Origin of the sequence: Kineococcus arenarius subsp. arenarius (assembly GCF_050871845.1) — a bacterium.
Classification (GTDB): domain Bacteria; phylum Actinomycetota; class Actinomycetes; order Actinomycetales; family Kineococcaceae; genus Kineococcus.
On record NZ_JBJLSE010000005.1, the window covers coordinates 1 to 11,730 of the forward strand.

The following is an 11,730-nucleotide window of genomic DNA, read 5'->3' on the forward strand; positions in this document are numbered from 1 at the left end:
ACACCCCCGCCCCCCCCCCCCCCCCCCCCCCCCCCCCCCCCCCCCCCCCCCCCCCCCCCGCCCCCCCCCCCCCCCCCCCCCCCCCCCCCCCCCCCCCCCCCCCCCCCCCCCCCCCCCCCCCCTCCAGGAGGCTGGTGGACGTGAGGAGGTTCAACTGGCTCGCGGTGCTGGGCCCGGTCCACACCACGTCCACCCGCTGCTAGCGGTGGACTGCCCGCGCTGCGGATGCCGCACCCTCCGGTAATCCCGCCATGCGCGCCGGCTCCACACCCGCTTTCAGCGCCTGGGACACCCCCGTGCAGACCCGCTCTTCGTCACTGCGTCACGTGCAGCGCACGCAGATGCCGTACTCGTTCAACGAAGCCGATGCTGCCCGCACAGGACGTGCGCACGCGAGGCAGTAGCTGACCTCCTCAGGAGTCACTGATCCAGCGACCATCGGCCTGTCGACCACTGGCTCGTCGATCAGAGGCTCTGCGATTGCCGGCTCGCGAGCCGGTGGGGAGCTCGAAGCTCGGCGGTGTGCGTGGTCGACGGTTAGCCCGACCAAGCCGTCCAGCATCGCCGGTACCGGCAGTGCCCCATCGACCCGCGGTCGCCGCAGCACTGCCGACCTGTCATCTGCGCTCACGGATACCCCTCGTCGAGACGGGACACTGCCCCAGTGATCGACACGACGCGGGACGTACCTGAGCGGCGCTCGGCCCTCGGCCGAGACTGCGGACAGGTGGCGGCGCCGGCACCGCAGAGCGCAGGATGCACGTGGCGACGGCCGCCGGCGGCGCCCACGAATGAGGAGGAGCACCCGATGGACTCAGCAGCCGAGAGCACGCCCAACACCACCAACCGACAAGTCGAAGGCGCGGCGATCGCGTACGTCATCCGCCGGGAGACCGAGGACGGCCGCCCAGCGCAGGACACGCGCGGGCGTGGAGCCGCTGCGGACGTGGTGGCGGGCGATCGCGTGATCGAGGTCAAGGCCTACGGCGGGTCCGCCCGCGGCACGGAACTCTGGCTCGAGCCGCGCCAGCTCGAGGAGTCGAGGAAGAACCCGGACTTCTGGGTGTACGTCGTCGAGAACGTCCGTCAGGGAGACCCGGACCGCTTCACCCTCTTGAGGCTGGGCGGGGAGGTGCTCGAGCAGCTGCTGGTCGGGGCTGTTGAACGCCGGTACTTCACCGTCCCCTTCCCCACGCGGATCTACGACGAGCTCCGAGGTCGGAGCTGACGCCCACCTACACTGCTGCTCGTGCCTGACGAGCTCTTCTCCTTCGGCGATGAACCATCCGATGCAGTCGAGCCTGTCGAGGAGACGTCGAGCGCCGCACGTGCCGCTGGATGGCAGGTCGACCTCCTCCGCGGTCTTCTGGATGCGCGGGGGTACTCGTCCATGACGGACAGGCAGCGGGCGATCGAGGCCGTCGTCGGCCGCCCTGTCGAGTCCCTGCGGGCGTTGACCCGCGGTGAAGCGCTGCTCGCAGCGGAGGAGCTGGGGACGTCAGCTCCTCCCAGACGCTCGACGTCGACCTGGGACGACCGTGACGAGAACACGTGGATCGATCGACTCTAACGAACTCATCCCACAGCGGTATCAAGCCCTAAGAGAAGAGAAGCGCGCTGCTTGAGTGTACTGGCACGGGTGTTTATGACACGCCGAGGAACGCAGATTGCTGACGCAGGGAAAGGCCTCCGAGGGCAGTATGGAGCCACTGAAGGCAACCAAAGCCAAGCCGGCCGAAGATTATCGCGCCCTACCATTATGGCGCACTGACGCCCGCCAAACGCCTCAAGCTGAACTGGCATATCGTCGATGAGCGTGGGCCCATCTGCCGCGCTTTTGAGACTCCAAATTTATTGGCCAACCGCGGCCCGGTCGACCAGTCGCCTGCTGCAGGTGCGCTCCCCGTCGGCGGCCACGAGGACGACGAACTGGCCGATCGATCCTCCCACTCACGTCACAGCCCAACCCGAACTCGGCGGGCGGTGGTGAAAAGGGTCGTGCACCTACGCACGGCCCGCGACTGGAGGCCATTTCGAATCTGTCCCAAGTTCGGCGGCCTGTTCCTACTGCCGCTACCGTTGTTCGTGGCAGAGGACTGCCCCGGTTGTATGATGTCGATCTGGCCGACCGACGGCGCATTTGCCGTGAGATCCGACGCTATAAGCCTTATAGCGTAGACGATCTGGTGGAAATCGACGCCAAGAAGCTCGGCATTATCCCTGACGGCGGAAGATGGCGCTCCTGCGGCTACAGCAACGCGGCATGAACTTACATTCTCAACTACAAATATCTGCACACAGTCCTCGACAACCATTCCCGCCTGACCTCTCCCGCAAGCGGGAGGCGCCCCTACGAAATTTTCAGCACTGAAGGTGGCTTTAACCACGGCCGCGTTCGGAGCCCGCCTACGCCTGGTTTGCAGGCTCCGGCATAACCATCGCCCGCTGCTTGAGTGACAACGGCGCCCACTACCGCTTCCGCAACTTCGGCGCCGTCCCACCCACGATCGGCACGGTCTACAAGCGGACGCGACCCTAACGCCCGTAGACCAGTGGAAGGTCGAGCGCTTCCACCCCATCCTGGTCACAAGGTGGGCTTACGCCCGGCCCTACCCCCTCAGAGGCGGTTCAGTTCGTCCCGGGAGTCTCCAAATGCCGGCCGATGTAACCGATGTACACCTTGCCTGATTTGGAGGTGTCATCGTAGTAGTGCAGACGAGGTCGGAAGGTGCCCAGCCCGTTCACCTTGAAGTGAGCGAACATGAAGACTACGCCACTCGGATCCACCTCTACCGGGACCGGGAACCGACGCATCCCTGCGAGTCTCGGGGAGCTCTGCACGGTTTGGCTCTCCGTCGGTGCCCACCTCGTGAAGGTGCACCGAAAGCTTTGCACGGACTCGTCCCTGAGGTATGCATGCATTGATCCCGCGTACCCGGTCCGCGCATAGTCGTAGAGCGTGCGGACGAAGTCCTTGAGGGAGCTCAGGGCCACACCCGTGTCCCGGTCGTCGACCGCGGCCGCGTCATCGATTCTCCCCGTAAAAACGACATGCTCCGCCCATCCCCCTCGGCCCGACTGCAGGGACTCCACGAGGTTCAGCACACTGTCAGCGGTCTCGGTCTCGGACTGCTCCGGCCGCCCATGGACGTCGTACTCACCGACAATTCGCAGCCGCTCCTGCAAGAAGGCAACCTGACGTTGCAGCTGCTGGCGCTCAGTGAGCTCTTCTCTGTAGCGGCCTGACCGTCATGGTGGGTCACGTCGTCCGCTCGTGTTCGAGGTGCAGGACGACCAGGACGGCGGCAGTGATGACCCCGATCCGCCAGGGGCAGAGGCTGACCTTCTGCAGGGCGCGGTAGTTCTTCAACCACGCATTGCCCTGCTCAGCCCGGGCGCGGACGTAGGCGTGGACGCGGTTGAAGCTGCGCTCTCCGATGCTGAGGTCGCGGTTCTTGGGGACCTTGTGGGGGCAGGTGAGACGGGATCGTTCGCCTTCGTAGCCGAGATCGGCCAGCACCGTGTGCTCGGCGCCGCCGAACTCGACCAGTGCGGGCAGCAGGTCGGCGTGGGTGCGGGCGCAGCTGGTGTCGTGCTCGCGCCCTGGGCGCACTGGGGAGACCCAGAGCGGCCAACCGTCGGGGGCGGTGACGACTTGGACGTTGCCGCCGTGGCGGCGGTGTTTGCCGGACCACCAGAGGTCTACCCGCCGGCCTTCTCGTCGATTCTTGCGGATCGTCGGTCCTTGGACCGCAACGCGGTTGGTCGCCACCAGCGTGCCGTCGAGGTTGACGTGGGTGTGGCCGGCGGCGTGGGCGGCCAGCAGTGCCGGGCGCAGCCCGGGGGCTTGTGCGGCCAGGACGTCGAGGGCCTCGTGGACGTAGCGGTAGGCGGTAGAGATGCCCATGTCGTTGTCGCGGGCCAGGTGCGCGACCCGGGTGGCGTCGATCAGGAACCGGCAGATGAGGACGGCGTGGGCGAAGACGCCCAGCACCCGCCGGCCGGTGCGGGTGCCGATGCTCAGGCGGTGGCGCAGCAGGAGGGCGGCGATGTGCTGGACGGTGGCCCGGGAGGTGGGCAGTACGGCGGTGTAGGTGACAGGATCGGGCACGGTGGAGCTCCGGTGGTGGATGTTGCCGTAGGAAGCCCTCCGTCTACCGGAGTTCCACCCCTGCTCGCCACCTCAGCTCTCGCCACAGCGCCATCAGCGTCACCGACCGTGACGTCAGGCCGCTACCGAGAAGAGCTCAGTGGCTTCTTTCGCGGTCTCCTGCTCCTGCAAGCCCAGGAAAGCCTTGGTCTCGTTGAGTTCAGCCTCGAGTGCTTCCGCCTCGTCAAGGAACTTTTCCAGTCCAACGGAATCGTCCCGCAGCCGCTTCACCTCGCGACGAGCGTCCGCGATCCCAACCAGGTCGAGAGTCTCGCCCCCGAGATCATGGAGAAGACCCCGGACGCCGAGCAGTACGTCATCGCTGACCCGAGAGGTCCCTAGCGGTTCGTTGCGGCGTTCCGTCCCATCCCACGGCGTCGAGGTGGTCGCACCCTCGACGGGTCGGCTGGGCACCGGTTCCACGACGACAGTCGGGACGGAAGCGACCTCGGACCCCGAGGCTAGGTCGAGCAGACGCATCGTCCGGGCGACGTCGGCCGGCAGCGGCCGTGCTAGGAACCGCTGCCGCGAGCTTCGGGCGTGCAGCTTCTGCAGGCCCTGGTCGACAATAATGCCGCGCCCGCGCCGGTGGATGTGCCGTTCCAGCGTTCGGGCTCCGAGCACCCGGTGTCGCGCACCGTCTGCGACTTCGTCGAGGTTCACTTGGGGTGCGAAGGTGCGGATCGTGTGGGCCGGGACGGTGTGGCTCTCCGGCAACCGTTGCACGAGTTCCTCTTGGGCGTCCGGGGTGAGAACCGCACCGACGACGACGCCGAGGCCGTTGCGGAGGAGAGAGTTCACCGCGTCCGCCCACCGATCGACCGGTGCCCCCTCAAAGGACCCTGCGACCGCGACGGCCACCGTCCGCTCAGGGTCCGTGATCTCGGCGAGCAGCTCGTCCACATCTGCAGCCCGTACGATCCGGGCCTTCGAGAGCAGCCGCGTGTGTCCGTCGAGGACGTCGACCGCCTCGAGGACCCCGCGGACCACGTTCGGAGGCGCTGCCCGATCGACGACGATCTCCGGGTCCACACCCTCGGCGTCGAGGTCGATGACGAGCGTTTGGCGGGGTCCCCGGGAGCCCGGCCCGCTGATGGCCGTCGTCACCACGGTCCAGGTGCCGTCAGGCTTGGTCTCAACGTGCCGCAGTTATAGACGCCGGGTCCCGTCGCTCCCGTGGTGCCGGATTTCCACCATCTCGGCGTCCGGACCGAGTCGGTGGCGGCCCGGTCCCTCCCAGTCGGCCACCTCGTGCGTCCCGTACTTCGAGGAGCCGGCCAGCTTCTGTCCACGAAGCCAAGACCGCACCTGGTCGTGCGCGAGCGCCACGGCGTCGACGGAGTCTGGCAGCCGCAGCACCGCCCGGTAGCCCAGGGTCATCTCACCGCTCCTCGAATCCGTGTGTCTCGAACTTCAGCACCGTCGCGTTCTCCGACACCACCCGCCGCTTGGCCTCGTCGAACCCGTCCGCGGCGACGGCCTGGATGTCCAGGCGCACCTCCAGCCGGACGCCGGCCACGGTGGTGAGCTGGGCGATGACCTCGGCGGCCACGTTGGCGAAGTCCTTGCCGATGGTCGCCGGGTCGAACTGCTTGCTGCCGTGGAACCGGGTGAGAGGGGCCGGTGCGGCCGGTCCCGACGTGCCCGCCGACGGAGCACCGGTGGTCGAGGACTCCGCAGGACCGGCACCCGGCGTCGGCGCTGCGCCCGCCTGGCCCGCGGCACGCAGGTCGGCTTCCCGCTGGGCCCACGCCCGGTCCGGCTGCACGAGCAGAAGCGCGTCGGTGGCGGCAGGGGGTTCGCCGGGGTCGGTAGGCAACCACAGGCCGCGGTAGGTGCCGGTGTCCTCGTCGTAGCCTTCGGCGAGGGCGAAGGTGTCCGTCTCCCAGGCGGGACGACCGGCGTGGGAGCGGACGCCCGCGGCGAGGACGTTGCGCCCTCGCAGGCGCGGCAGGTACGGGTACGTGGCGTACAGCAGCCAGAGGTTCCCGAAGGAGATGTGCCCCGGTTCCCAGGCCCGGGCCAGCGGGACCCGCAGGTGGTGGCCGACGTTGGCGGCCGAGCACTGGACGCTGAGCATGCTGAGCTGCGTGAGCTTCGCCGCCGCGCGGTCGACGAGGTCGCTGGACTCCTTGTCCGCCTTCTGCCCGCGCAGCACCCACGGTTCGGTGGCGTCGAGCTGCTCGGGGGCCAGCACCCAGTGGTAGGTGGCGGTGATGCGGGTGTCGACGAGGGCGCTCGCTGATTCCCGGCGCTTGACGGCCTGCTCGCGCTGGGCGGTGCTGAGGTTCAGCGTCCGCTCGTTCTCGACGATCCACTGCCAGGACAGGAAGTCGCGGACGGCAGCGTCGAGCTCGGCCATCCGCGCCGCGTCACCGGCGAGGGCGACGACCTGGTTGCGCCGGATGCGCTGGCGCGTCCCCTCCCGCTCCACCACGGCCCGGGCCACGAGACCGGCCGGGGAACTGCCGTTGGTCTTCTTGTCGTAGGTGTGGCGGGGGTGGATGACGACGAGGCGGACGTCGTCGCCGTCGGGGACGTCGCCGGGGTCGTCGGTGACGTGGACGGCGGCGATGCCGCGACTGCTCTGCTTCGGCTGCTGCTGGAGGCGGCGGACGATCACGGCCCACACATCCTCGGGGTGCAGCCCTTCGGCGTGGTCGCGGGCCTGCCGGGTGACGTTGGGGGTGGGGAGGAACCACGACCGGTTGTCCTGGTCGTAGTAGTAGGTGGCGCGGGCGGCGAGCTCGCTGAGCGCGGAGTGGAAGTTGCCGGGCTGGTCCCCGGGCAGGGCGGTGCCGAGGAACGCGCGGCGGCGGTCGATGCCCTTGTTCGCGCTCTTGAGGGTCGGCGCGGACCCGAAGAACACCGTCCGCGCGAGTCGCCGGGTCACCTGCCGGGCCCCGTAGAGGGGCCGGTTGCTCTCGTCGACCTTGCCGGGAGTGCAGTCGGGACCGTCGACGTCGGTGTCGACGACGACCTTCCAGTGGTCCTCGAGGTACTGGGTGAGCTCGGTGAGGACGGTGTCGGCGCGCAGCGGCAGGCCGCCGGGTACGATGAGCGGGGACGCGTCCTCGCTCTGCCACAGTTCCGCGACGACGGTGTTCAGCAGCCGCAGCACGCCCCGGGTGCGCTGGAAGCGCTCCAGGCCGGACCAGTCGGTGTAGAGCCGGTCGAACAGCTCCGGGTGCAGCGGGTAGGAGCGCCGGATGCGCTCGACGTACTCCGCTTCGCGGGCTTCGCGGGGGAAGTGGTCGGGGTACTTGCGGTAGAAGTCGACCGTGGCCCGGGCGACGGCGGTGATCGCGCCGTGCGCCGGTCCTTCCGGTTCGACGAACAGCCGACGCCGGACGATCTCGAACGACTCCTCGGCCGTCGCGGGCCGCCACTGGTCGGCCATCCGGCCGACAACGTTGAGCAGCGCCGTCAGCGCGCTGCGTCCGGACGCCCCACCAACCTCCTCGTCGCGGACGGCGGCCGCGGCGGCGCCCCCGTCGGAGGACGCCGGGATGGAGACCGCGAGCAGCACCCCCGGGGTGCGCTTGACGGCTTCGGTGAGGGTCTGGGCGAACGTGAATTGGGTCTGAAACTCCCCGGCGGGGAGCCCGTCACCGCTGGAGAGCAGGCGCGCGTAGGCCACCCACTCGTCGATGAGGATGACGGCGGGGGCGTAGCGCTGCAGCAACCGGTCCAACGCCCCGCCGGGGCTGTTCGAGGCGGCGTCGGCATCGGCGAGCATCGCGTACCCCTCCGCGCCGCCGAGCTGCCAGGCCAGCTCGCCCCAGATGGTGCGGCGCAGCGGCTCGTCGTCGGCGTCCCGGTTGCCGGTGACCTCCAGGTGGGTGCCCACGAGGGCAGCCCGGTTGACCCGGCCCGCGACGTCGTCGAGACCGGAGTCGCGCAGGAGTTCCTGCACGTCCTGCGGGTAGTCGACGAGGCGGTGGTCAGACACGATGTGCCACAGCGCCAGCATCGAGTGGGTCTTGCCGCCGCCGAAGTTCGTCTGCAGGTTGACGACAGGAGCGGCGTTGCGGTCACCCGTCACCCGGTCCACCGCCCCGGTGAGCAGCTGCTTCAGGCCCTCGGTGAGGTAGGTGCGGCGGAAGAACTGCACGGGGTCGGTGTAGTCGGCGTCGGCGTCGGCGCGCTGGTCCCCGCGGTTGGCGCGAGCGACGGTGTAAAGGTCGGCAGCGAACTCTGCGGCGCGGAAATTACCGGCGGCGACGTCGGGGTGGGGCTGCACGACGGTCCGCCAGGCCGGCAACCCCGCACTGGTGAGGTCCGGGGCCGCTTCGCGGGCCGCGCGGGCGGCATCGCGGGCGCGGCGCTGGTCCTCGTAGTTCTGCGCCTGCCGGATCTCGATCCGCAGCTGCTTGACGCTTTCAGCCTGTCCGACGGCCCCCACGACGCGCAGCAGGCGTTCCGCGCTGTCAAGGACGCGCTGGGCGTCCTCGGAGGACGCCGGGGCGAAGTGGCTGTGCTGGTTGCGCCACTCCCGCAGTTCGCTCGCGTACCCCTTGCCGAGGTGACCGAGCTGCGCCTCGAACGGCCGCCACCCGGGCCCGCTGGGGCCGGGGATGCTCTCGGTGAGCAGCCGCAGCTGGGCCTGCGGGTCGTGCCGGTCGATCTTGCGGGGCGCACCACCGTGCCGGGCGGTGTCCTTGACCTGGAGCAGCTTGGGCCAATCCTCGGGGTTCGGGACGTCGCCGTCGAGGACGCGGAAGATGTACGCGTCGAGCCCCTCGCTGAGGAGCTCGAAGCCCCGGTCGATGCGGTTGCGGTTGCTGGCGGCCACGGTCCTCAGTCCTCGTCGGTGAAGTCGAACGCGCCCTGGGTCGGGAGCGGGTCGGCCTGGGCCATCGGCTGGGCCTGGTTCCACGCCGTGCCGAGGGCGTTGAACTGGATCGCCACCTCGGTCATCCCCCGGCTTTCGGCCAGGGAGAACAGCAGGAACGCGAGCTCCTTCGCGACGTCGGACCCGGTGACCTGGTCGGCGTAGCGCATGACCTGCGCCACCCCGGGGATGCCGTCCTCCGCCACAGCGTGCGCCAGGCGCAGCACGTACTCCCACGCCGTGACCCGCTGACCCTTGCTGGGCGCAAACGGCTGCGGGAGGTCCGTCGGCGCGAGCAGGCGGACCTCACCGCCGCCGCTGCTGACGATGCCGAGGCGGTGCATGTGCGCGACGGAGGTGTTGCGCGCCGAGGCGAGCTGCTCCGCGTCGCCGTACGGGCCCTTTGCGAACCCGCGCTGGCGGAACCAGGCGATCGCGAACCGGGTGTCGACGTCGAAGTCGCCCTCCTGCTCGTTGAGGACCTCGTCGAGCACGGCGTTGACCAGGACCAGCGCGGCGCGGACGGACATGGTGCTGCCGTCGTCCTCCAGGACGCGGGCGTGGCGCGAGAACACCGCCATGCCCGGGCCGATCGCAGCCTGCGGGAGATCGACGGGAGCAATCGCGCCCTGTTGGAGAGTACGTAGGGCGTCGGGGAGTTCGCGGTGCAGGAGAGCGGTGAAACCGCGGCGGTCGGTGACGGGGGCGTCGTCGGGGCGGGGGCGGAGGGAGAGGACGATTGAGGAGGCGAGGGCGTTCGTACCGACGCTGATCATGCGTCCCGTCCGCTCACTCCGGAGCGGCCACGTAGAGGTGATGGACCAGCCGGAGCGAATCATCCCCTCCAGGAGGGTCTCCCAGCCGGTCGACGCCTCACCGGCGACGTCCGACTCCGACTGCTTGAAGGCGTAGTAGACGGTGATCGGGTAATCAGGCAACGCAGACTTGCGAGCGCGAGCGAAGACCGTCGTGAAGCCGTCCTCGAAGAAGTCCCGAGCGCCGTCTCGACCACCATGGCGGTAGGGGTTGGCGACCAACTCGTCCGCCTTTGGCGTCAAGAGCGTCCCCAGCAGTTCCGGGTGAACAGCACGCAGGGACTGACGCAACCACACGTAGAAGAAGTCGGACAGGTCGGAGTAGCCGATGTTGTCGTAATAGGGAGGATCCGTAGAGACGAGCTCGGTCAACTCGCGAACCGCAGCACTCGCCTGGCTACTGATGCCCGGCCGCCGCGCCGGCAGAGTCTCTAGGGCTTCCCCAGCCGTTTCAATGGAGACTTCAACGCTTCCAGCCGCGCGTGCGAATGGGGAAACTTCAACGAAGTCCCACGCCATGGGTATGGCCTGCCGAGCAAAAAGGTTGCGAGCTTGGTCTCGTGAGTTGGACCATGTGACGAGCGAATTACCTAGGTCCGCCGTACGACTGACCGCGAGGCCCAAGTAGGTCGCCACGGCGTCGGCGTACGCCTGGACACCTGATCCGCTTTCGGCGAAGTGGGGATCACTGGTTAGCCCGGCGACGCGGGCGTCGGCAAGGACTCGCGTACGCGTCTCGCCCACAAGGTCACTAAACGTCGTAAGCGCAGTCAACTGGCGGGGGGTAAAGAGGTCCGCGAACGCCGTCATTCCGTAACCCGGAGGCGAAAACCAACGGGGGTTCGTCGACATGTCAGCTTGAGGGCCGTTCCCCGGCCGGGGCACGTTTGCCGCCTGCTCGTGAGCGGTATCAGGCTCAAGGTAAACACGTGATCGTTTGCCCGCCGCGACCGTCGCCAAAAGCCTTTGCCCCATACGGTTGGCGACCCCTTCCGCCTTCAGGTACACCTGCGTTGCGAAGGCACCACAGGCGACGCATGTTGCGCCCCGGCGCTCCGTCGTTCCGTCGTCAGCCTTCACTGACGCCCGGCTCGGGTCCCGCCCGATGCTGAACCGCACCTCCCCGTCCACGACCTCGGGAACGACGTACGCCTCCTTGCCCTTCTTTTTCCCCAACCACCACGACCGCACGAGCGGCATCTGGATCCCGCACGCCGGATTGGGGCACTGGACGGTCCGAGCCCAAATCCACGCGATGACGGTCGCCTGTTCGCCGTTCCCGAGGTCGGCCTTCGGGTAGAGGTGCCCGATGCGCTTTTCGGCCTCGTCACGCATCCACTGCCCGTACCGCCGCACGTCCTCGGCAAGCCCGGTCGCCCGGGGCCAGTGGCTGGACGGCGGCGCGTCGGGGTGGACGGGTGCCTGCCCGGCGAACTTGGGCGGGATCTCGATGAGCGCCTTGTTGATGAGCACCGCGACGGGGTTGAGGTCGGAGGCATGCGCCTCCAGCCCCAGCCGCTGCGCCTCCAACGGGATCGTGCCGCCCCCGGCGAACGGGTCGAGGATCGGCGGCGGGCCGTCCGGGCCGGCGGACTTCACGATCTCGGCGTGGGCCCTGGCCATGAGCTTCTCATCGCCGGCGTTCTCCCAGACAACGAGTTCCTCGATGAGGGCGTGCAAGCGCTTGCGTTCGACCTCTTGCTCGGCCTCGGTGGGGAACAGCTCGGGGTGCGACGAGGGATCGTCAACGAGCTGCGCAAACAGCACGGCCCGCGCCGCCGCCAACGGCCGCCGCGCCCACCACAGGTGCAGGGTGGAAGGGTGCCCGTGGCGGATGGACTTCTCCCGTGCGGACTCCTTGTTGATCGCCTCCAGCGGCAGGGCGACCTCGATGAGCTTGCGGCGGACGGGCTGTTCGGGCATGGCAGAAA

8 protein-coding genes are annotated in these 11,730 nt (G+C 68.9%); 2 read left to right on the forward strand and 6 right to left on the reverse strand.

The window, feature by feature from the left end; translation table 11 throughout:
* Positions 1 to 808: 808 nt before the first annotated feature.
* Entirely contained in the window at positions 809 to 1,228 is a 420-nt protein-coding gene (locus ACRYM0_RS02540) for a protein NO VEIN domain-containing protein (RefSeq protein WP_432501807.1), read from the forward strand.
* 21 nt (positions 1,229 to 1,249) lie between these two features.
* The gene (locus ACRYM0_RS02545; RefSeq protein WP_432501809.1) at positions 1,250 to 1,570 is read left to right on the forward strand and encodes a hypothetical protein; all 321 of its coding nucleotides are present in this window, start codon (positions 1,250 to 1,252) and stop codon (positions 1,568 to 1,570) included.
* A 1,058-nt stretch (positions 1,571 to 2,628) separates the two neighbouring features.
* Here ACRYM0_RS02545 and ACRYM0_RS02550 read toward each other — a convergent pair.
* The 6 genes from ACRYM0_RS02550 to ACRYM0_RS02575 all read right to left on the reverse strand — a co-directional run bounded on the left by ACRYM0_RS02550 (position 2,629) and on the right by ACRYM0_RS02575 (position 11,722).
* A complete protein-coding gene (locus ACRYM0_RS02550; protein WP_432501811.1) occupies positions 2,629 to 3,186 on the reverse strand; it encodes a hypothetical protein in 558 nt (185 codons plus the stop codon).
* Between the two features lie 73 nt (positions 3,187 to 3,259).
* Positions 3,260 to 4,111, reverse strand: a complete 852-nt coding sequence (locus ACRYM0_RS02555; RefSeq protein ID WP_432501813.1) for a transposase family protein — start codon at positions 4,109 to 4,111, stop codon at positions 3,260 to 3,262.
* 114 nt (positions 4,112 to 4,225) lie between these two features.
* Complete coding sequence (locus ACRYM0_RS02560) at positions 4,226 to 5,257, reverse strand: hypothetical protein (RefSeq protein WP_432501815.1); 1,032 nt, start codon at positions 5,255 to 5,257, stop codon at positions 4,226 to 4,228.
* A gap of 42 nt (positions 5,258 to 5,299) precedes the next feature.
* Positions 5,300 to 5,530, reverse strand: a complete 231-nt coding sequence (locus ACRYM0_RS02565) for a hypothetical protein (protein WP_432501817.1) — start codon at positions 5,528 to 5,530, stop codon at positions 5,300 to 5,302.
* A gap of 1 nt (position 5,531) precedes the next feature.
* Positions 5,532 to 8,945, reverse strand: coding sequence for a Swt1 family HEPN domain-containing protein (locus ACRYM0_RS02570; RefSeq protein ID WP_432501819.1), 3,414 nt, complete (start codon positions 8,943 to 8,945; stop codon positions 5,532 to 5,534).
* A 5-nt stretch (positions 8,946 to 8,950) separates the two neighbouring features.
* A complete protein-coding gene (locus ACRYM0_RS02575) occupies positions 8,951 to 11,722 on the reverse strand; it encodes a DUF1156 domain-containing protein (RefSeq protein WP_432501821.1) in 2,772 nt (923 codons plus the stop codon).
* Positions 11,723 to 11,730: the final 8 nt, after the last annotated feature.

Coding starts and splice junctions, on each gene's coding strand:
- ACRYM0_RS02540 (WP_432501807.1), top strand. CDS start 809: ATGGACTCAGCAGCCGAGAGCACGCCCAACACCACCAACCGACAAGTC.
- ACRYM0_RS02565 (WP_432501817.1), bottom strand. CDS start 5,530: ATGACCCTGGGCTACCGGGCGGTGCTGCGGCTGCCAGACTCCGTCGAC.
- ACRYM0_RS02575 (WP_432501821.1), bottom strand. CDS start 11,722: ATGCCCGAACAGCCCGTCCGCCGCAAGCTCATCGAGGTCGCCCTGCCG.